The 21,618-nt window shown below is 47.8% G+C and carries 20 protein-coding genes, 1 pseudogene and 2 riboswitches; of the genes and pseudogenes, 6 read left to right on the top strand and 15 right to left on the bottom strand.

The annotated features are described in order from the left end of the window. Nucleotides 1-65 precede the first annotated feature (65 nt). Nucleotides 66-1,877: a GspE/PulE family protein gene (locus Q8L79_RS17040; RefSeq protein WP_305273695.1), complete on the top strand. Its 1,812-nt coding sequence runs from the start codon at nt 66-68 to the stop codon at nt 1,875-1,877. Nucleotides 1,878-1,997: 120 nt separating this feature from the next. On the opposite strand, the gene Q8L79_RS17035 is transcribed toward Q8L79_RS17040, so the two are convergent. Both Q8L79_RS17035 and Q8L79_RS17030 read right to left on the bottom strand, forming a co-directional pair. Beyond that, nucleotides 1,998-2,357 carry a DUF805 domain-containing protein gene (locus Q8L79_RS17035; RefSeq protein WP_305273694.1) on the bottom strand — a complete coding sequence of 120 codons (360 nt, stop codon included), beginning with the start codon at nt 2,355-2,357 and terminating at the stop codon, nt 1,998-2,000. Between the two features lie 222 nt (nt 2,358-2,579). Beyond that, entirely contained in the window at nt 2,580-3,353 is a 774-nt protein-coding gene (locus tag Q8L79_RS17030) for a hypothetical protein (protein WP_305273693.1), read from the bottom strand. A 196-nt stretch (nt 3,354-3,549) separates the two neighbouring features. Beyond that, nucleotides 3,550-3,762: riboswitch (cobalamin riboswitch) on the top strand. A gap of 113 nt (nt 3,763-3,875) precedes the next feature. On the opposite strand from Q8L79_RS17030, the gene Q8L79_RS17025 reads away from it, so the two are divergent. The 3 genes from Q8L79_RS17025 (at nt 3,876) to Q8L79_RS17015 (ending at nt 8,757) form a co-directional block, all read left to right on the top strand. Beyond that, nucleotides 3,876-5,942 carry a TonB-dependent receptor gene (locus Q8L79_RS17025; RefSeq protein ID WP_305273692.1) on the top strand — a complete coding sequence of 689 codons (2,067 nt, stop codon included), beginning with the start codon at nt 3,876-3,878 and terminating at the stop codon, nt 5,940-5,942. Between the two features lie 48 nt (nt 5,943-5,990). Beyond that, nucleotides 5,991-6,203, top strand: a riboswitch (cobalamin riboswitch). Nucleotides 6,204-6,315: 112 nt separating this feature from the next. Beyond that, nucleotides 6,316-8,148 (top strand): TonB-dependent receptor domain-containing protein, encoded by a 1,833-nt coding sequence (locus tag Q8L79_RS17020; RefSeq protein ID WP_305273690.1) that lies wholly within the window; start codon nt 6,316-6,318, stop codon nt 8,146-8,148. A gap of 18 nt (nt 8,149-8,166) precedes the next feature. Then, nucleotides 8,167-8,757, top strand: a complete 591-nt coding sequence (locus Q8L79_RS17015; RefSeq protein WP_305273688.1) for a hypothetical protein — start codon at nt 8,167-8,169, stop codon at nt 8,755-8,757. A 139-nt stretch (nt 8,758-8,896) separates the two neighbouring features. On the opposite strand, the gene rsfS is transcribed toward Q8L79_RS17015, so the two are convergent. The 9 genes from rsfS to Q8L79_RS16970 form a co-directional block, all read right to left on the bottom strand. After that, entirely contained in the window at nt 8,897-9,259 is a 363-nt protein-coding gene (rsfS, locus tag Q8L79_RS17010) for a ribosome silencing factor (protein WP_305273686.1), read from the bottom strand. A gap of 26 nt (nt 9,260-9,285) precedes the next feature. Then, a complete protein-coding gene (gene nadD / locus Q8L79_RS17005; protein WP_305273684.1) occupies nt 9,286-9,918 on the bottom strand; it encodes a nicotinate-nucleotide adenylyltransferase in 633 nt (210 codons plus the stop codon). Continuing rightward, nucleotides 9,919-11,157, bottom strand: coding sequence for a glutamate-5-semialdehyde dehydrogenase (locus Q8L79_RS17000; protein WP_305273880.1), 1,239 nt, complete (start codon nt 11,155-11,157; stop codon nt 9,919-9,921). It abuts the gene before it with no gap. Between the two features lie 324 nt (nt 11,158-11,481). Continuing rightward, on the bottom strand, nt 11,482-11,829 hold the full coding sequence (gene smbP, locus Q8L79_RS16995; RefSeq protein WP_305273682.1) for a small metal-binding protein SmbP: 348 nt from the start codon (nt 11,827-11,829) through the stop codon (nt 11,482-11,484). A 660-nt stretch (nt 11,830-12,489) separates the two neighbouring features. Further along, on the bottom strand, nt 12,490-13,035 hold the full coding sequence (locus Q8L79_RS16990; protein WP_305273680.1) for a hypothetical protein: 546 nt from the start codon (nt 13,033-13,035) through the stop codon (nt 12,490-12,492). Next, a complete protein-coding gene (locus tag Q8L79_RS16985) occupies nt 13,032-13,946 on the bottom strand; it encodes an MlaD family protein (RefSeq protein ID WP_305273678.1) in 915 nt (304 codons plus the stop codon). Before Q8L79_RS16985 ends, Q8L79_RS16990 begins: the two co-directional genes overlap by 4 nt. Further along, nucleotides 13,939-14,736 carry an ABC transporter ATP-binding protein gene (locus Q8L79_RS16980; RefSeq protein WP_305273676.1) on the bottom strand — a complete coding sequence of 266 codons (798 nt, stop codon included), beginning with the start codon at nt 14,734-14,736 and terminating at the stop codon, nt 13,939-13,941. The genes Q8L79_RS16985 and Q8L79_RS16980 overlap by 8 nt, the downstream gene beginning before the upstream one ends. Continuing rightward, the gene (locus tag Q8L79_RS16975; protein WP_305273674.1) at nt 14,733-15,872 is read right to left on the bottom strand and encodes an ABC transporter permease; all 1,140 of its coding nucleotides are present in this window, start codon (nt 15,870-15,872) and stop codon (nt 14,733-14,735) included. The genes Q8L79_RS16980 and Q8L79_RS16975 overlap by 4 nt, the downstream gene beginning before the upstream one ends. Before the next feature lie 40 nt (nt 15,873-15,912). Then, on the bottom strand, nt 15,913-16,707 hold the full coding sequence (locus Q8L79_RS16970) for a ferritin-like domain-containing protein (RefSeq protein WP_305273672.1): 795 nt from the start codon (nt 16,705-16,707) through the stop codon (nt 15,913-15,915). A 20-nt stretch (nt 16,708-16,727) separates the two neighbouring features. On the opposite strand from Q8L79_RS16970, the gene Q8L79_RS16965 reads away from it, so the two are divergent. After that, a complete protein-coding gene (locus Q8L79_RS16965) occupies nt 16,728-17,111 on the top strand; it encodes a VanZ family protein (protein WP_305273670.1) in 384 nt (127 codons plus the stop codon). Between the two features lie 5 nt (nt 17,112-17,116). Here Q8L79_RS16965 and Q8L79_RS16960 read toward each other — a convergent pair whose 3' ends face one another. From Q8L79_RS16960 to Q8L79_RS16950, 3 genes are all read right to left on the bottom strand, one after another. After that, nucleotides 17,117-18,547: a sigma-54 dependent transcriptional regulator gene (locus Q8L79_RS16960; protein WP_305273668.1), complete on the bottom strand. Its 1,431-nt coding sequence runs from the start codon at nt 18,545-18,547 to the stop codon at nt 17,117-17,119. Next, complete coding sequence (locus Q8L79_RS16955) at nt 18,544-19,995, bottom strand: sensor histidine kinase (RefSeq protein WP_305273666.1); 1,452 nt, start codon at nt 19,993-19,995, stop codon at nt 18,544-18,546. Before Q8L79_RS16955 ends, Q8L79_RS16960 begins: the two co-directional genes overlap by 4 nt. A gap of 200 nt (nt 19,996-20,195) precedes the next feature. Next, a complete protein-coding gene (locus tag Q8L79_RS16950; protein WP_305273664.1) occupies nt 20,196-20,345 on the bottom strand; it encodes a hypothetical protein in 150 nt (49 codons plus the stop codon). Nucleotides 20,346-20,514: 169 nt separating this feature from the next. Here Q8L79_RS16950 and Q8L79_RS16945 point away from each other — a divergent pair, with 169 nt between their 5' ends. Continuing rightward, the gene (locus tag Q8L79_RS16945; RefSeq protein ID WP_305273663.1) at nt 20,515-21,102 is read left to right on the top strand and encodes a hypothetical protein; all 588 of its coding nucleotides are present in this window, start codon (nt 20,515-20,517) and stop codon (nt 21,100-21,102) included. A 47-nt stretch (nt 21,103-21,149) separates the two neighbouring features. On the opposite strand, the pseudogene Q8L79_RS16940 reads toward Q8L79_RS16945, so the two are convergent. Then, nucleotides 21,150-21,618, bottom strand: a pseudogene (locus Q8L79_RS16940) (hypothetical protein); the annotation flags it as partial.

Below are 21,618 nucleotides of genomic sequence, written 5' to 3'. Positions count from 1 at the left end.
TCTAAATTTCCATCGACTGCTACAATTACCTACAAGCAATCCGCAAATCATAACCTTGTCATTTAATGTCTACACAATTGCTAAACCTACCGCAAGCTAATCACAAAGAGCCGCAAGAGGCCAAATTAACGCTTGAGCAGGTATTGTTTTGGTTGCAAGAAGACGGGGTGATTTCAGACGCGGACCTGGAAAAGTGCCGGGTATACGGAAGATCTTCTGCCAGCCAAGTCAAGCATCCACTCAATATTCTGATCGAATGCGGCGTAACCGACCAAACCCAACTTGGGAAGCCTTTAACGCTTGAGAATTTAACCCAGTGGTTGGCAAAAAAAGTAAATCTGCCCTATTACTACATTGATCCCCTAAAAATCGACATCCCTTCCGTGACCTTAATTTACAGTCACGCTTATGCGGCAAATTATAATATCCTGCCGATTAAAGTGAGCAAAGACGAAGCCGTCATTGCTACCGCAGAGCCTTATATTCGCGCTTGGGAGGCGGATCTTAAAAAAATCCAACGGGGCCGGATAACCCGTGTACTGGCTAATCCGGATGAAATTAAACGCTATTTAAGCGAGTTTTACGCATTTGCAAAATCTTTAAAAGGAGCAACAGATAACTCCGCCAATCAGTCAGCCAACACTCTATATAATTTTGAACAATTGGTTGAGCTGGGTCAGATCAGTAATCTTGATGCGGAAAATCAGCATATTGTTAACTTGGTCAACTGGCTGATGCAATATGCGTTTGATCAGCGTGCCAGCGATATTCATATCGAACCTCGTCGTAATCAAGGCAATGTGCGCTTTAGAATCGACGGTATTTTGCACGATGTCTATCAGTTACCCGCCGCCGTTATGAATCCGGTGATGAGCCGGTTAAAAATTCTCGGCCGAATGAATATTGCTGAGAAAAGATTACCGCAAGATGGTCGCATTAAAACGCACATATCCGGAAAAAAAGAAATTGAGTTGCGGCTTTCGACGATGCCCAGCGCTTTCGGCGAAAAAATGGTTATGCGCGTCTTTGATCCGGAGGTGCTGACACGCGATTATAAACAGCTGGGTTTTAACAACCATGAAAAGACAATCTGGAACCGATTGATTCAACACTCGCACGGCATTATTCTGGTCACAGGACCTACAGGCTCAGGAAAAACCACCACGCTGTACTCAACTCTGAAACATCTGGCTACACCCGAAGTCAACCTCTGCACCGTCGAGGACCCGATTGAACAGATCGAGCCCAGCTTTAACCAGCTGCAAGTTAAAGCCAATATCGGGCTTACGTTTGCCAGCGGCATTCGCGCTTTAATGCGCCAGGACCCCGATATAATTATGGTGGGTGAAATTCGCGACCTGGAAACTGCGGAAATGGCAATTCAGGCTTCTCTTACCGGACATTTGGTGTTTTCCACCTTGCATACCAATAATGCGCCCTCGGCGGTGGTTCGCTTGCTGGATATTGGCGTGCCCGCTTACTTGATTCAACTGACTTTACTAGGCGTGATGGCGCAACGCCTGGTGCGCGTTTTATGCAGAAACTGTAAAAAGCAGACCGGCATAGACGATGCGCAGTGGTCTCGATTAATTACGCCTTATAAGGCGGCAACGCCTTCCTATATATACGAAGCAGTAGGATGTAAAGAATGCAGATACACCGGATATTCGGGCAGAATCGGCATTTATGAAATATTCAGTAACTCACCGGCGCTAAAAAAACTCATGGTCAGCGGTTGCGACAGTGGTGTGCTGCAAAAGCAGGCCATGCTTGAAGGCATGAGACCCTTGCGCCTGAGTGCAGCCGAAAAAGTAGCCTCGGGAATAACCAGTGTTGATGAAATGTTAAGAGTCACCCCTGAAAATATCGAGGATTGATGTGGCTGTAAAAATACGGCTACATAAAACTTGGCAGGATGGGTAGAGGCCGTAGCCGAAACCCATCGCACAGACGCTTGATCATGATGGATTTCGCGTTGCTCTACCCATTCTACAATGCTACTTTGGATTCGGCCCATATTGATTGTCGCCGGACGTGCTGTCTTGAACCATAAAGATAAAAAGCACGATACCGCCGATGACCGGAATCAACGGAATCAACAACCACCAACCGCTACGGTCAGTGTCGTGAAGCCTCCGAACCGTTACCGCTATGCCGGGAATCAGGACGGCCAATGAGTAAAGACCACTTAACAGCCCGACGCCGGTTTCAGCATTAAAAGTACCGCTAAAAAAATCAATAGTCGCAAAAAAGGCGCTGATAATAATATTGAACAACATAAAGAACCAATACTCTTGCCGGCTGGCTCTCCCGTTGAACTCTGCATATTTTTTCAAAACTTCCAGATACCAATTCATGATCTTTTCCTTCCGGTTTGCCCCGTTGAATTTGTTAGCCGACTGCCGGGGTGATGCAGTCAGCTAAGATATTGATGTTGTCTCAGCTATGGACAGGCGTAGGCCGGAATAAGGCCATCCAAACGCATAGCGCGAGATGGCGTTTCCGGCGAATTTGGATGGTGTTTGCCGGAAACGCCAGTTCTCGCTACCGCTCGAACCGGCTTATTCCGGCCTACAGGACTACGGGGCTACCCCGCTTGTTATGTCTTCTCTTGGTTGAGCCTTAATCCCGTCGTATACAAACGATGCAATCAATGAACCAGTAACACCAAGCGCTAAGGCAAAGACGCTGGACATGACCAAGGCAGTTATCGAGTGTGCCTTAACAAAATCTAAGGCTCTGAAATAGAGTGGTTTCCGTATTTTCTTAATTTCCTGCTGAGTGGACTTAATCGTTTGTGTTGATACGTGCTCGTTTCTAAGGCGCTCTTCACACTCGCTGCATACTAAAGGTGTATCGCACGATTCAACTAAATCCGACTTGACTCCGTTCATATCGAAAAGACAACCACGTGTTTCATCATGCGTAAAGCTACGCGCTTCACCAAAGCCAGGGATCTTGTTGCCGGAACGCCGATAGAGCAAAGTATAGGCATACAAAACCCGAAGGATTGCATTCTCAAGTGGTATGTTTTCCCATGTAAGGAAGTCTTTAATTTGACTAAACGTGAAGACAATTTGATTGTCGCCAAGCCTTCTTGAATACCAGTTATCCTCAATGGGGACGTTGACTATTGCGATAAGAAAATCTGCATCGAAATTCTTTGAAAGTTGAGCCTTCAAAAGAGAATCCGAGAATACCCACCCGTCGCTATCTGCGTCGCAGCGGAGCGCAAAATTTTCTATGCCACCAGCTAGCTGAAAAACTTCAGAATACCAGCCCGTAACTCCCTTCAAGTTTAAGTGCAGAGGTAGATGGCCGATAGTTACAACCTTAATTCTTACTTTATCCATGTTGCACCGAGGCTCAAGAGACATAACGTTAAGTAGACACCTACAATAGGCGTGTATCAGAATCCTGAACAGCACATATCACTGCCCTGTTCTTTATCACGGCCTAAGTATAAACACTTAAACCCTAGATAAAAAACTAATTACACAAAGCCTATCCCCTAATCCGGCAAATTTGCTTTATCCCCCCCACCCCTTATAATCATCCCTGCTTTCAGGTTCCAAAGGGTTTTTCAGACCCAATGGTTAAACGGGAAGTCGGTAAGGCTCACGCCAAATCCGACGCTGCCCCCGCAACGGTATATAAGTAAAAGTTTCATCGAGATGCCACTGTGTGTATGCATGGGAAGGTGATGATTCAGGTTAACGCCACTTATAAGCCCGGAGACCGGCCCGAAAGTTTAATTCGGTACAGCGGAGGGCTGTCTGCGAAAGTGACAGTAAAGCTCCGCGTCATCTCTCGTTTTCTTTTGTCCTCTGTTGTGTAAAACAACTTTCCATGCGCGGGCGGCGCGGAGGACACACATGCAAAAACTCATCTTCAGCTCATTAATAATCGTCGGATTTATCCAGACTCAACCCTCGCAAGCCTCATCTACCGATGAAGCAAAAACTGTTACGCTGGACGCGATGGAGGTCAAAGGCCGGGCAACCGATTTATTGGGCATAGCTGCATCGGCATCGCAGGGCGTAGTCGGACAACGTGAGTTGGCTTATCGGCCTTTGGCGCGAGCCGGTGAGTTGGTTGAAGTGGTACCCGGCGCGCTGGCAACTCAGCACAGCGGTTCGGGTAAAGCCAATCAGTTTTATTTGCGCGGCTTTAACCTGGATCACGGCACCGACTTTTCGGTGATGGTGGACGGCGTGCCGATGAATATGCCCAGCCATGCGCACGGGCAAGGTTATCTGGACTTGAACAGCGTCATTCCCGAGCTGGTTGACCATATCGACTACGGAAAAGGGCCTTATTACGCCGATGCCGGTGACTTTTCTTCCGCCGGTTATGCGCGGATGCACACGATGCATAATTTACCCAAAGGACTGTTCCAATTTACCGGCGGCGAGTTCGGCTATTACCGCGCCCTATTGGCGGATTCCAAAAAAATCGGCGCGGGCGAGTTGCTGGCTGCGGGCGAATTCAATGCTTATAACGGCGTATGGAAACAACCGGAAGATTTGGGCAAATACAACGGCATGTTGCGCTACACGCTGGACAACAAAGATTGGGGCTTGTCGGTCAACGCCAAAGCCTATCACTCCAGCTGGAACGCAACCAACCAGATTCCGGAACGGGCTATCGATAGCGGTACGCTCGATTTGTACGGCAGCATGGACCCATCCGATGGCGGCGACAGCAGTCGTTACAGCCTGTCCAGCAACCTTTGGAGCCGGGGCGACAACTACAAAAACGATTTTAATGCCTACGTTGTTTATTACGACCTCAACCTGTATTCCAACCCTACCGGTTTTCTTGACAACCCCGAGCAAGGCGACCAAGTGCATCAAACCGAGCGCCGCGTGGTCACCGGCGGCAACGGCGAACAAACCTGGTTTGCCAAATGGTTCGGGATGGAGGTCGACAACAGCTTGGGGCTGCAAATTCGCCATGATGAGGTCATCGGCGCGGCGTTAAATCGCACCGAACAGCGCCGGATTTTCCAGACGGTGCGCCAGGACGACATTAGCGAAACCAGCGTAGCGGTTTACCTGAAAAATCAAGTTCAGTGGTTGGAAAAGTTCCGCACTATTTCCGGATTACGTGCCGACTTTTTGGATATGAATGTTAACAGCAGGACACTCGCAGCCAATTCCGGTCAACGAAACGCATCGCTGTTGAGCCCCAAACTCAGCCTGATTTTCGGCCCTTGGGTTGATAACGAAGTGTTTGTTAATCTGGGCTACGGCCATCACTCCAATGACGCACGCGGCGCTACCTTGCGGGTTAACCCGGTCAGCGGCGATCCAGCCGGTTCGGTCTCGCCGTTAGTACGGTCGCGCGGCGGTGAAATCGGCGTGCGTAACCAGTTTATTCCGGGGCTGAATTCCACGGTGGCGCTGTGGTGGATGCAGGTCAATTCCGAACTGATTTTCGTCGGCGATGCGAGCAGCACCGAGCCCAGCGGACGTAGCGAACGTCACGGCGTGGAATGGAGCAACTATTACCAAGTCAACGATACCCTGACCCTGGATGCGGACCTGTCTTTTTCAAAAGCGCGTTATGTCGGCGTGCCGCGCGAAGTTAATCATATCTCCAATTCGGTAGGCCGGGTCATCAGCGCTGGAGCCGTAGTACAACTTCCCTTTCATACCTTTACGACGTTGCGCTTGCGTCATTTTGGCGACATCCCGCTTAATGACACAGGCAGCCTGACCGCCGGCGATACGACGCTGGTTAACTGGGGACTTGGCTATCAGCATAAGGATTTGAAGTTTGAACTCGATCTGTTCAACGTGCTGGGTTCCAAGAGCAACGACACGGCTTATGCCTATACGTCGCGTTTGCCGGGAGAAGCCGCCGAAGGAGTGGATGGCATACTCAAGCATCCGGTGGAACCGCGTATGTTAAGGCTGACGGCTTCGGTAAGATTTTAATCTTGTTTACGGCAGCCGTAAATTTGCTTTATCGATTTAACTCCCTATAATTGCGCCTTGCTTTCAGGTTCCGGAGGGTTTTTCAAACCCAATGGTTAAACGGGAAGTCGGTAAGGTTTAGGCCAAATCCGACGCTGCCCCCGCAACGGTATATAAGTAAAAGTTTCATCGAGATGCCACTGTGTTCACGCATGGGAAGGTGATGATTCAGGTTAACGCCACTTATAAGCCCGGAGACCGGCCCGAAAGTTTAATTCGGTACAGCGGAGGGCTGTCAGCGAAAATGACAGTCTAGCTCCACGTCATCTCTCGTTTTCTTTTGTCCTCTGTTGTGTAAATCAACCATCATGCGCGGGCGGCGCAGAGGACACACATGCAAAAATTCATCTTCGGCTCATTATTGCTCACGGGTTTTAATGCCCAATTACACGCGCAGGAAACTCCGCAAAATCTTCCCGATCTGGTTGTTACCGCAACCCGAACAGAGACGGCTAAAAATCAGCTGGCGGCTGCGGCGACTGTTTATACCCGAAAAGACATTGAACGCCTGCAGGCTAAAACCCTGCCGGAACTGTTAAGCGGCACCACTGGAATCGATATAGTGCAAAGCGGCGGCTACGGAAAAGATACCAATATTTACATGCGCGGAACCAATTCCGATCATGTACTGGTGTTGATTGACGGCATTAAAATCGGCTCTGTCACCTCAGGCACCACACCCTTTCAATTTATTCCGATCGATCAGGTCGAACGGGTGGAAATTATCCGCGGCCCTCAATCGAGCCTTTACGGTTCGGAAGCGATAGGCGGGGTTATCCAGATTTTTACTCGCAAAGGCGGACGGGAGGATAAGCCCAGTGTGACTCTGGATGCAGGCGGCGGCTCTTATGATACTTACCGCGCTTCCGGTTCTGTTAGCGGTAAATGGGAAAACAGCTGGTATACCTTGGCTTCATCGCAATTCGGTTCTCAGGGTTTCAATTCCAGGCAGCCTATTCCGGGACGCTTCGGCGTTAATCAGCCTGACAAGGACGGTTACCTGAACACGGCGCTGAATGCCCGCCTAGGTCACCGTTTTGACAACAAGGCCGAAGTTGAAGCTTTTTTTATGCGGGCTGAGGGCAAATCCGAGTTTGACGGCAACTTCCAAAATAAAACCGAATTTGTCGAACAAACCGTCGGCACTACAGCCGGCATGAATATTCTTGATAACTGGCGTTCACTACTGCGCTTGGGACAAAGCCGCGACGAGGGTGATAACTTTGCGCCTGACGGAACATTTGCCAGCCGCTTTAGCAGTACCCGCTGGAACGCCAGTTGGCTGAATGAAGTTGCGTTGTCTGACGATCATCAGTTAATTATCGGCTCGGATTATCGACTGGATCAAGTGGATAGCTCAACCATTTACAATGAAACTTCCCGTTATGATGCGGGCATTTTTACCGAATTGCACAGCCGCATTCTGGATGACCACTTTATTAACGCATCGGTACGCGGAGATAAAAACGAGGCATTTGGAGATCAGCTGACCGGTAATTTCGGTTGGCGTTATAACGGAAACCACGATATCAGCCCTTTTGCCAGCTTTGGCAATGCGTTTAAAGCACCGACATTTAACCAGCTTTATTTTCCGGGATTCGGTAATCCCTCTCTGAAAGCCGAACAATCAACGTCTTTTGAAGCGGGGGTGGCCGGTGACCATGATTGGCTGCAATGGGAACTTCGCGGCTATCATACCAATATCGACAATTTAATCGTGACGGTAACGAACCCCACTACCTTTCTATCCAGCGCGGAAAACGTCGGCAAGGCGCAAATCGACGGCATTGAAGCTGAAATCGGAACTCAGCTGATGGGTTGGAACAGCAAGTTGAACATGAACCTGCTAAGCCCAAAAAACCGGGAAACTAATGAGCAACTGCCGCGCCGGGCTGAAAAAACCTTATCTTATGATTTATCGCGCTCAATCGGATATTTTGATCTGGGCGCTAACGTGCTGGCTCAATCCGACCGTTTTGATGACGCGCTGAACAGAACCAAGGTTGCCGGTTATGTAACCGTTGATTTACGCACAGCCTATCATTTAAATAAGAACTGGATGCTAAGCGCAAAATTAAATAATCTCTTGGATAAACAGTATCAAACCATCAATACCTACAATACCGCAGACCGGAATTTCTTTCTTTCAATCCACTACAACAACTAACCAAAGGGAAACAACATCATGAACATAAAACAATGGCTCCAAATCGAGTATTTACCTATTCCGTTGATCGCGCTGATGGTGCTGACGCGCTTTCATCACTTTGGCGATGTATTGCATCTGCCCGATGCCTCGTTAGCGGTTTTTTTCTTTGCCGGTTTTTACCGCAAAAAGGCGCTGTTTGTCTTCTTGCTGGTTATGGCTGGATTGATTGACACCATCGCCATCGCAAACGGCACCAGCAGCTGGTGCGTATCGCCCGCCTATGTTTTCCTGATTCCTACCTATGCGGCAATGTGGTTTGCAGGCCGCTACTGTTCGGCATTTAAATCGCTGAAAATGACTGAACTGGCAATGCAGTTTGGTGTGGTGACGCTGGCAACATCGGCTGCATTTGCCATTTCCAACGGCAGCTTCTATTTATTTTCAGGCCGTTATCCTGATTTATCCTGGGGACAATATATTGCACGGGTAGCCCAGTATTATCCGCCTTATGTCAGTTCCGCCCTGCTTTATATGGCATTGGGATACGGCATCATGACGCTGGTCAAGTCATTGCCTGCTTTGGCAAGAAATATAAATAAACTTGGTGCAAGGCTAAAATCTATGTAAGTCGGGCATGCTTTTATGCCCGACATTCCGGCATTTCAATATGGAAATAGTCTTCGGGTTTGCTTACCGCTGCTCTATCATCAGGCACGAAATATCGGGCAACGAAAACACTGTTGCCCGACCGGCAAAACTTACGTTCTTAACCCGTTTTTTGATCGCTTTCTTTAAAGTCGTCAGAACCCTCAACCGACCATAGTTTTTCAAGCTGATAAAACCCACGCGCCTGGGCGTTCATCGCATGGACAATCACATCGCCCAAATCCAGTAACACCCAGTCTGAACCCAAGTCACCTTCCATGCCTAAAGGTTTAACGCCGTTTTCTTTTACCTTTTCTGCTACATACTCACATAAAGATTTCAGGTGGCGGTCCGAAGTACCGGTTACCACGACCATATAATCTGTAAAACTGGTTTTGCCCCGAACATCGAGTGTCGTTATGTTTTGCCCTTTGCGCTCATCCAAAACATCCTGGACAATTTTCAATATTTGTTCTGCTTGCATTCAAATTCCTAGTGTAAATAATGAGATCAATGTGTCTCGTAAAGCTTGTGTTGCTTGATGTATTCTATGACAGCATCGGGTAATAAAAAACCCGGATTATGTTTATCTGCAATCATGTCCCTGATAGCTGTTGCCGAAATATCCAATTGGGTGACTTGCTGAAAACATAATTTTCCTGCGATAGCTTGCGCCAACTCCTTTGCTCCAGCCAATCTGGCTTTAAAAAAGTCATCAAGCTGCTGTGTTTCAAAGCCCGGCCGGGTCATCACCACAATATGCGCATAATCGAATAACCGCCGCCATTGATGCCAGCCGGTTAAATGTTTGAACGCGTCAGTGCCGATAAACAACAATAAAGGTTCGGCTGGAAACTCCTGTCTTAAAGACTCCAATGTGTCGACCATATACGACGGCGCTTGATGCAAATCGTATCTATCCAGTTCCCTGGTATCGATTTTCAGCCCCGGCTGGTTTTTTATCGCCAGCTCCAGCATTTGCAAGCGCATTTCGACCGTTACGGCAGGCTGTTCGCGATGCGGTGGATTAGCGCAGGGAATCAACCGGACTTCTTCAAGTCCGAAGATGTCCTTAACTTCAAGCGCCGAACGTAAATGCCCGTAATGAACCGGGTTGAAAGTGCCGCCGAAGATACCGATCATTTATTGCCGGATATGGCCGTCACCCAGAACGATGTATTTTAATGAAGTCAGCCCTTTTAAGCCTACCGGGCCGCGCGCATGCAGCTTGTCGGTGCTGATGCCGATTTCGGCACCCAGCCCGTATTCAAAGCCGTCAGCAAAGCGTGTTGAGGCATTCACCATCACCGAGCTGGAGTCGACTTCCCGCAAAAAGCGGCGGGCCAAGGTATAGTCTTCGGTCACAATCGCTTCGGTATGTCCTGAACTATGCTGATTGATATGTTCCATCGCTTGATCGATGCCATCGACTATCCTGATCGATAAAATCGGCGCCAGATATTCTGTATCCCAGTCTTCCTCGGTCGCTCTGATGCAGTTTGGAATCAAGGAACAGGTTTTAAGGCAGCCGCGTAATTCGACGCCTTTTTCTCTATATTTTTCAGCCAACAGCGGCAGAACTTTTGCGGCGATGCTCTCGGCAACCAGCAAGGTTTCCATTGCGTTACAAACGCCGTAACGATGGGTTTTGGCATTAACGGCAACCTTGATAGCCTTGTCTATATCAGCCTTGTCATCGATATAAACATGGCAAATACCGTCCAGATGCTTGATGACCGGAATCGTTGCGTCTGTGGAAATGCGTTCGATCAAGCTTTTGCCGCCGCGCGGTACGATCACATCGACGTATTGATCCATCGTGATTAATTCGCCTACCGCCGCACGATCCGCCGTAGCCACGATTTGCACGGCTTCAACCGGCAAACCTGCCGCTTCCAGACCTTGAGATATGCAGGATGCAATTGCTTGATTGGAATGGATGGCTTCCGAACCGCCTCTTAAAATACAGGCATTGCCGGATTTAAGACACAAGGCCGCCGCATCAACAGTCACATTGGGGCGGGATTCATAAATAATGCCGATCACGCCCAAAGGCACACGCATTTGACCTACTTGGATGCCACTAGGCCGATAGCTTAAATCGCTGATTTCGCCGACCGGATCGGGTAACGCTGCAACCTGTTTTAAACCTTCAACCATCGCCTGAATACCGGCGGGCTTCAATTCCAGTCTGTCCAGCAAAGCTGCATCCAAGCCATTATTTTTGCCTGCATCCAAATCCTTGCGGTTTTCAGCTATCAACAGTTCTTGACTGTTTTCAATGGCTTCGGCGATTTTTAGCAAAGCCAGATTTTTTTTTCCCGACTCGGTACGGCTTATTTCCCGTCCCGCTTTCCTGGCCTGCTGGCCAAGTGTTTTCATGTATTCTTTAATATCCACTCTATTCTCATTAACTGGATGATTGATATATATAATTATATCGTTTAATAAGATTTTTTGACAGTCTTTAAATGTAACAACTATCGGATAGTAAACAGTTTTATGGGATAACTTAATAGAAAAATAGCGATCGGCTTAAGTTGCAATCGACTAATTGGAGGTATTTTGGCATTGTGACTCAACGCAGATTTTGGGCGCTAATAAACTCCCCGCAAGCGTTAAAGTGCAACCGTGACTATTAAATATACGCTGAATCCGGAATAGAAAAAGGGCGGAATACTCCGCCCTTTTTCCAGAATATTGGCGTTATTTGTTTCCGGCTTGAAGAAACCCCAAGGCTTCTTCGGTAGATTCGGTAGCCGTTTTTGCATCACCTGTCTTACCGACATTAATAGCTTTTTCCAGTGCTTTCACGGCGGATTGCATTTGGGTTTTTGAATGGCCTAATGCCACATTCTCGGCCATTTTTGCATGTTCCAGCGCTTTTTCTGCATGCTCGACTAATGCCGGCGCTTTGCCTGCCTTGCCTTGTGCTATTGCGGCACTAGTGTGTTCTATTGCAGCGTAGGCATGTTCTTCGGCGAAAACGGCAGTACTTAGAAATGTACCTAATAATAGTAATAAACTTGCAAATGCAAATATTGATTTTTTCATGATTTTGTCCTCATTAAAGTGTAGGTGATAATCCTTATAAAAAGAAACCAACGACAAAAGCATGGAAGCCCAAACCTCTTGTCAATTGCACGCCTAACCAGTTCAACCTAAAAATTTAGTTGTACGTTTAAAGCAATTACAGAATAAGGGAGGCGAATTATTTATACAATTAGTAAAATTACCTAATATTAGATAATACCTAACGCTTTGAATATATAAGGTATTCAACTCAATAACAGGTTTATCGATAGATAATAAAATTTATTGAGCAAAGACATTAAATTTTTATTCTAAAAGTGCTTGTTTTTTAGTCACTATCAACAAAATAGAAACAATCTATTAATTTACAGCCGTATTGTGCACATACAGTTACATACGTATAATCTTTAGTCATTGGGAAATAAACTACCTTAATTGATTTATAGCGATATTCTCTGGAATATCGGCGATTTTATTTATTACGTATTTTATTTCGACCGTTTTTTTGCAAGCCTTTTTATTTTCAGTCTTGCCGTGAGATCAAAGCTTAATAGCTTATCTCTAATAGTTTCATGTACCTCCTCGTAGTGTGAAAGTTCAGAGCTATCCAGTATCTGTACATTTTTCCTCCCTTTGCCCTTGGCATTGGGAGGTTTTTTTTGCCTAATGCATGCAAACTGCCTACTCTTGGCGATCCGATAATCCGGTGACCCAATTATCGATTCTTTCATTAGCCTTGTGTGCCAAATCAATAAAACCAATTATTGCGCCAGCCGCATCAGGGGTTTTAGTGGGTTGTTGCAAATAAAATTCCTGTGTACTCGTTTTCTGTTTGTTATCGTTAAAATAAACATCTGCGGAGAAACGCAATACCACACGTGCCCGATCCGGCGCATCAAATTGCTGTTCAAAATCCTGTAGTCGGATTATCAATGCATAATCCTGATCCTTGCCGCTGAAATTCAATAACTGCTCAAACATCTCGGGCGGTGAAGCAATCCAGCGATCCAAACCGTAGAACCTTACTTGAGAAGGTGAGGAATAAAGCAATCGATAGCGGATACGGTTATCCCAAAGCCAAGTCGGAGCATTGATGCTAATTGGCCTTTTGCCCTGATGAGCCGCTGCTGACATGGCCAAACCGAAGTCATGCAGTGCAGGCTGTCTGGCAGTAACGCTACAACCCATGCTTGCAAATATTAACCATCCGATTAATAAATATTTCATTGTGGTTCCTTATAGCCCGGCTCACCCGGCCCTGCATTCTGTTGGCTGGGTCCCCATAATAATTCCTGCGGATTGTTCTCCAGCATCGTGGCAACTCTTTTTACCTGTTGCGTTGTCGCCTGTAACTCAGTCAGTAGCTTGTTAACTTTCGGGAATGTGGTCTGCGCCAAAGCATCGCCAGTGGCTTTACCGCTATCGACAAGACTCGCCGTTTTTACGCTGAGGTTTTGCATTTCCTTGGATAAACCCTGTAAATCATTAGTTAATGCATCAATATTCGTTAGGGTTTTTCGGGCATCCGTGCTCAATGCAGGTATCCCGGCAAGCGCCTTGTCAACGCTCTTTTGTAATTCGGAAAGCTTGTCGGTTAATGTTTTCAGGTTGCTTAAAATACCGCCGATATTCTTTTCATTTTCATCATTTAATAGCGAACTAAGCCGCTGCATTAAATGATCGGCTTTATGCAAAAGTTCTTCTCCCGAGTCCATCAGTTTATCGGTCATTGATGGTACTAAAGGAATTCGCGACAAAGGATTATCCCCCGGCGGCAACGGTTCGGTTACAGTGCCGGAATCTTCCAGCTGAATCTGGGTCAATCCGGTCACGCCTTTTAAGCGCAAGGTTGCGTAAACACCTTTATTCAGCACGATACCTTTATCGACCTCAATGGGAACAAGAATAGTGCCGGAATCCAAAGGATCAAACTGAACATTAAGCACCTTTCCCACCGCAATGCCCCGGTAAAAAACCGTGGACTCCGGATTAAGGCCGGAAACTGATGCCCGTGTCGAAATAACATAGTGATTGCGCTCCTGATTGATGGTGCCAATCCAGAAAATAATCGCCGTCGATGCCGTTACCAAAGCAATCAGAAACAGGCCGGTAATCAGTGCATGATTTTCTCTACTCATGAGCAGTCTCCTGATATTGAAATACCCGTTCAGCGCGTTTATTGTGAAAGAATTTCTCCACAAAAGGATGCTTGCAGTTTAAAACGGAAGCCAGTGTTCCAAAAGCAACCAACTGATTATCCGCCAACACGGCAACCTTGGTGCACAAATCCCGCAATATATCCAAATCATGGGTCACCATAACTACCGTAAAATGAAGATCCTTATGCAATTCGGATAACAAACTGACAAAGTCCTCGCCGGAAATAGGATCAAGACCCGAGGTCGGCTCATCAAGCAATAACAGCCCGGGCTCCAGAACCATAGTGCGGGCGAGCGCGACCCGCTTGGTCATGCCGCCCGACAAATCGGCCGGTTTTAACCACGCGTCACTGTCAGCCAAGCCGACCATTGCCAGTTTCATAAACACGATGCGCGTAATCAATTCCTCATCACGAAAGCCCAGCTCCCGTAGTGGAAAGGCAATATTATCAAAAACATTTAAAACGCTAAATAACGCGCCTTTCTGAAACAGTACGCCGCAATTGTTACGCAGTCGCTGGCCATGACCGGAATCAGCGTTTTTTAAAGATTGCCCCATCACAAACACCTCACCCTGAGTGGGTATTTGCAGACCGATGATTTCGCGCAGTAATGTGGTCTTGCCGCAACCCGATGCGCCGACCAATCCCAAAATCTCGCCATGTTCCAGAGAAAGACTAATATCTTTATGAACAATTTTGCCGCCCTTGTCGGGATCGCCGAAACTGGTCCAGACATGTTCCAGCTGTATTGCGTATGAATTACTCATGGCATTCCAACATTCATAAACAAAATAGCGAATACCGCATCGACCATAATCACCACGGTAATGGCCGCCACCACGGAATTAGTGGTTTCATTGCCCAGGCTTTCTGTATTCGGCTTGATCCTGAAACCAAAATGACAGGCAATCAGCGCAATCATCAAACCGAAAACCGCGCTTTTCCCCAGACCGATAAAAACGTTAATCAGCGGCACCACATCAGGCAATTTAAGGAAAAATTGCTGGTAACTGATGTCCAGCGTATTTTGCGCCGAAACCATGCCGCCTATCAGCGCCAGGGCACTGGTCCATACGCTTATCAGCGGTAAAACGATGGTCAACGCCACCACCTTGGGCAGAATCAGGCGCAATGAATGAGATATGCCCATGGCCGATAGGGCATCGAGTTCCTCTGTCACCCGCATGATGCCGATTTGCGCCGTCATTGCCGAACCTGAACGACCCGCAACCAGAATAGCTGCCAGCAAAGGCCCTAACTCGCGTATGACGCTCAAACCCAGAATATCGATGATATAAATCTCCGCCCCGAAAATCTTCAGTTGCAACGCCGACAGATAGCTGAGCACAATGCCGATCAAAAAGCCCACCAGAGCGGTGATACCCAGAGCCCGAACTCCGGATTCATAAATCGTGATGGAAATTTCAGACCAGGGAATACCGCCCGGATGCAGCAACAGATAACCTATATCCAGAACCAGTTGACCTAATAAAGTCACCAGTTCCAGCAACTGTACCCAAAAGCTGGCAAGCAGTTGCCGGACGTATTTGATGATCAGGTTTGATCGGGAACTCGACGGTTCGGGTTCAGGAACTTTCTGGGCGTCCCAGCGCTCGAATAAACGTTGATGTTCAGGCTTCATCTGCAACGCAACCGGTATCGTTTTTTCCCAGGCTTTCCAGAGAATCAAGGCGCCGGCGCTATCGAGCACGTCAATCGAGCTCATATCCCACTGAATGTTTTTATTAGCTGCGTACGAGCTGATTTTCCGGTTCAGATCGGTTGCTGTTACCAGACTGCGAAGATTCCAGCTACCCGTCAGTTTAACGCAACGTCGTCCGTCGCTCTGCTCGACGACTTCCACTGTAGGCGGTACATCCTGAATGGTTGAGGTATCAGTCATAGGGATAATTGTATTGTTTTCACCTTGGAGGCTGACGTCATTAACATTCCAGCCAATCTATCTCGGCATCCGAAAAACCGGCAATTTTGCGCAATTCCCTGTTAAACGGTCCTTTAGGCTTGCCGCCCACATAATATTGATCGATTAATTCCCGGTATTTGGCTTCGGATTCAAAGCCGCGTTGCTGACAAACAAACTTAAACCAGTAAGACCCCAGCTCTACATGCCCTACTTCATCGTTTAAAATACGCGTTAAAATTGCCACGCTTGCACCATCATCCAGTATCCTGAATTTTTCAATAAGCGCAGGCGTTACATCCAATCCCCGCGCTTCCATACAGCGAGGAACCATCGCCAACCTGCCCGGCAAATCATCGGCAGTATCTTTGGCATGATCCCATAAACCGCTGTGCGCAGGTAAATCGCCGTAATCAACCTGCATAGCCAGTAAATGCGTCCTGATTAATGCAAAATGCTGAGCTTCTTCATCGGCAACGCGCAGCCAATCCTGATAAAATCGTTCGGGCATGCCGCGAAAACGATACAAAATATCCCAGGCCAGATAAATGGCGACAAATTCAACATGGGCAATAGCATGAAAAAAAGCGGCTACACCGCCAGGCGTGGTCAATTTTCTCCGGGGCATCTGGCGGGGAGCCAATAACTCCGGCCTCTCGGGAAACGTTACCCGCTCTATCGGCAATACAGGCCGGTCCGAGGTAAACGTTAATTCTCCGGCAATGTAAGCTTGCCAAGCCTGATGTGTCAGCGCCAATTTGTCATCGACATTGGCCTGACCAAAAAACGCCTCGGCAAATTCAAATAAATTTTTCATTACTCATTAATTGTAAAGCTATGACCAAGATTTTAGATTTCACGTCGCTGTTTCTCTATTGCCTGTTTATTTACTGGCTTTCCGACCAACCTACCCTGCCGGTTCCGGGCTTGTTTTCCCAGCAGGACAAGATCCTTCATGCCGGCGCCTATTTTATAATGGGGGTATTGGCATGGCGCAGTTTCAAATACCTGCTTAATGGATCTATTATACTTGCTTTGTTCAGCATTACCTTTTGCAGTTTATACGGCATATCCGATGAATGGCATCAGTCTTTTGTTGAGGGTCGCTTTTCTGATGCCGCCGATTGGATTGCCGATACCAGCGGCGCGGGGTTGGCGGTATTTTTGCTGTATCGGTTGCGTGATAGCAAACACGTTGCTCTTCGTGTTTTTTCGCGGTGAATTCATCAATCAGCTGTTTTCAGATTATATTTCCGCACCCGGTAGCGTAGCGTTTCGCGGGTAGCCCCCAGCGCTCTGGCCGCTGCGGTTAAATTGTTGTCCGCCCGCTCCAGAGCAGTCTTGATAATAAAACAATCCATATCGTCCAGCGCCATGCTGCCATCCAACGGCAACCAAATGCCTTGTTCGGTTTGTAACGCCTCGACGGCAGGCTGCCCGGGCAATTGCAGCCATTGCCCGGGAAATGTCGGCCCGTCGGAGAATAATACGCAACGCTCAATGACGTTACGCAACTCCCTGACATTGCCCGGCCAATAATGCGCTTTCAGTTTGTTCCATACGGTATCGGGGATATCTTTAACCTGCCGTCCGGCTTTAGCGTTGTATTCGGCAACGAATAACGGCACCAGCTCGTCCAGATCTTCTACCGCCTCGCGTAGCGGCGGCAAAATCAATTTGAACACACTTAAGCGATGATATAAATCGGCGCGAAAACTACCGTCCTGCGCCATTTTTTCCAGATCACGGTTGCTGGCGGCGACTATCTGCACATCGACCTGAATTTCCTTTTCCCCGCCCAAGCGCCGGACTTTGTGGTCTTCAATCACTTTGAGCAATTTTGCCTGCAAATCCAGCGGCATTTCACCGATTTCATCCATGAACAGGGTGCCGCCATCGGCCTGTTCGAGCAAACCGCGATGCCGTCCTGCGGCTCCGGTAAAGGCGCCGGGTTCGTGACCGAATAATTCCGATTCCAGCAACTCCCGCGGCAATGCCGCACAGTTCACTTCAATCATCGGCTGCTGGGCGCGCGAGCCGCCGTAATGCAATATCCGCGCCGCCAGGCCTTTGCCGGTGCCGCTCTCGCCGCCGATAATCAGGGCGCTGAACGGCACTTGCGTCAATTTTGCCAGTAACTGTCGTATGCCCTGCGCTTGCTGACTATGGCCGACATAAGCATCCGGCGAATAACGCCGGTGCCGGTGCTTGGTTTGATCGGCAACCCGTCGCTGAATGGATGCGCTGCGAGCGGCGCTGGCGACTATCAGGTCAAGGCGGTCCAGATCGCAAGGCTTTTCCAGAAAATCGTAAGCGCCCAGCCGTAAGGCTCTGACCGAATCCGGCACATTGCCGTAGCCGGTTAAAAACAGCCATTCGGCATAGGCACCCGGCATTGTCTTACCTGTGCCATCCTTGGCGGCGTCGGTATAGCTAATATCCTTCTTGATCTTTTCCATGAAATCCAGCGCATTACCATCAGGCAAATTCATATCGGAAAGAATCAGTAACGGCTCTACTTTCTTCTTCAGCAATAATTCCCTGGCTTCACTCAGATTGTTAGCCAGCGCCACTTCCCAGCCGGACTGTCGATAATGACGGGACAGCTCCGAACCTAACAACTTTTCATCTTCAATGATGAGCAGGGTTTCTATCATAATTTATCTCTAATAATGCAGTCATTGGGCAGTAATATGGAGACGCATGCGCCATGAGTCGGTTGATTAGTAAGACTGATCGTGCCGCCGACATCCTTTACAAAACGTTGCACCATCGCCAATCCAAGCCCGGTACCGCGTTGACGGCTGGTACGAAATGGGAGGATGCCATGTTCCAGTATATCCTGAGAAAAACCGATGCCGTCATCCTGCACGTCGATACGTAATCCCTGTTTGTCAGTTCGAGCCTTGATACGGATAGTACCGGGATTGCCTTCAAGCGCATCGGCCGCATTCAGTATCAGGTTCAACAAAGCTTGTCGCACCCCGCTCTCAGGCAGATGTACCGGCAACGCACAGGGAGCCTCTATTTCCAAATGTATCGATCCGGCAATCTGGTAACGGGTCAGCGCCACCAAATCACGAATTAACGTCCGCACATCAAAAGCGGTAGCCACTTCCGGCGAATGACGACTTTGATCGAGCATGTCGTTAAGCAATCTTGCCATCCGTTTCAGTTCGGCATTAATCAAATCCAGTCTTTCCAGCTGATCTCTGTCCTCAATTTCGCGACGTAAATTATTAAATGCCATTTGAATTCCGGCCAGCGGGTTACGTATCTCATGCGCTAATTCCGCTGCCACTTCACCTATTGCCGCCAACCGGTCGGTTTTCGCCAAGCTGTATTGCTGTTCCAGCAAGGCTTGCGTGGCTAACCTGACTTCATGTTGCAACGATTGCGCATGTAGGCGGTTGACATCTTCGAGTTCGGCAAGATGTTTGACCATCTCGTTATAGCTGTTAAACACCGGCAATAGCAGCGGATCAAGATGATCAGTAGTGATCGGGGTGAAGTTTTCTTCGGTCAAACGTTGCAGCAGTTCTCTCAAATCATTAAGCGGGTGCAGGATTCTAAAGCGTAAAAATAATGCCGCTACAAACAATATCGCCGTGAATATAGCCAGAGCCATATACAATTCGGTTTGGGTATTCCGGCTGATGTCCTCCAGCGATTCTTCACGCTGCAATGCCTCGTTATCCAGCGTTTCGCTCATCAATTTAAGCGCCGTTAACAATCGATTGTGTTTTTCTTCTTTTTTTAGTGCGGACAAATCGGCCAACATATTTCTGACCGTTTCCAGGCTCGTTCTGGTTTCCGGCGACAAATAACGTTTATCAGTCATCAAAACATCCATGTCATTCAGGGTCTTGGTTAACGCCTCGGGATGTGTATCCGACGCGGTTTCGGTCAGATATTCAATCAGCGATTGCTGTAGGCCCACCGATACATTCTGGATGCGATGCGAATAGTTAACATAAGAAAAAACCGTTTCAAAGTGATGTACATTTCGCCAGATCATGCCGCCGAGTATGGCCAGAGCCAGCAACAATAAGCCCAAAAAAGCCAAGCCGCGCAGCTGAGCAGGACGGTAAAAAATCGGTTTCATTTTAAATTCATATAAGTTACTTCAAGATATTGGAAAGTTTACTATTTCCAAATTCTGCCGGGCGGAGATTTTACGCTCTAATCCTACCATCTTCAGGATCGATCAGCTAAGCCCGGCTTTGGAGTAAAGCTGTTAACACGTCCCTATATTGGCGGATTCCAACTCAGAAAAGGCGGTGTTTTTTTACATTGTCGCTGATTTTAATGTTTGCCATAGAGCTTGAGAACCAACTCATAAAACCATACCGGACGAAACACCACGACGTAAATCAACAATATCGGAGTGATGGGAATGGGGCTAATCTCAAGAATTGAGAGAATCGCAAGGGCAAGAATACAGACAATACGCATAAGTTATTTCCGTGTTCAATGACTTTAAATTGAATTAGAGTGAATGAAGCATTATAGATTAATTGGATGTTAACGAATTTAAATAAGCAATATGGTTTAATGGAGCGCCATAAAAAATCGGCACATAATTAAACCGACAGCAACCCCTTTATTTAGGAGGAAAAGCCGCATGAATTTACTTGAAAAACTATTTTCTTACGAACGCTTCGAAATGGATTGGCGGCGTTTGCTGGTACAAGGCGCACTTATCATACTGACCGGCGCTACTCTGGCAATAGCCAGCGCACTCAACCCTACTGCTGTTGTGATGACCGCGCGGCATCTTTCCTGGCTTCCGGTCAGCGGCATGGTGATTTTATCGCTCGGCTTGCTGGAATGTCTTGATGCTGCTTTAGCCAAGGAGACGCGCGATTTCCTCCAAAACCTGCAAGTCGGGGTGCTGGATGCGGTTATCGGCGGCCTGATTATCCTCAGTGTGACCGAAGAACCCGCCCGGCTAAGCATGATGATCGCGACATTTTTAATCGTACGCGGTATTGTGCGAATCACCTTGGCTCATGCTTTGCAGTTATCCCATATCTTAGTTACCTCGTTCGGCGGATTAATATCGATCATCATGGGACTTTTAATCTGGAAGCAATGGCCTACCGGGGAAGGCTGGTTTATATCCCTATGCCTAAATATCGAAATAGCTATCCGCGGTTGGGCTATGATGACTTTTGCGCTGTGGGTGAGAACACAAAAGACGGATGAGTAATCAATGGAGAATCAATGGGGTCATACTCTGAGGTCAATGCTGTTGACTTAAGCCGCCACTGTTATTTTTTGAGATCGGCGCCCTTGCCATTTATTAGCTGAGGCTTTATTAATACGTGGCGTTGAGGGCTTAGGCTCATGGGGTTGGTAATATTTGACCCGTCGAATATCGTCTAATAATTCTTGAAAAATGGCAAAGGCACGGTCCGGATTCATGGCCGTCAGAATGGCCGCTTCGCGAGCAAAGGCTTTAGCGGCGTTTTTAAGTTGCGGAGCTTGGTTGCAATGTTCGGTTTCCAGCGCTTCGGAGGAGACAAACAGTGCGGTCACTACACTGGCGATGACGCAAACGATGAGAATGGCAAACAGTTCTTGCGGGATGCCATTAACGGTTTTACTGTGAAATCGTTCGATCTCGAAACCGACTTTTTCGTCGCGGTAGTGGTTCTCGATAGCCCAACGACGATAATAAAGATCGACCACGCAGGGGCATGGAAAAAGCCGTTGATCGAATAAA

Origin of the sequence: Methylobacter sp. (assembly GCF_030680395.1) — a bacterium.
GTDB lineage: Bacteria > Pseudomonadota > Gammaproteobacteria > Methylococcales > Methylomonadaceae > Methylobacter_A.
This window is presented reverse-complemented; position numbering and strand designations above follow the sequence as displayed.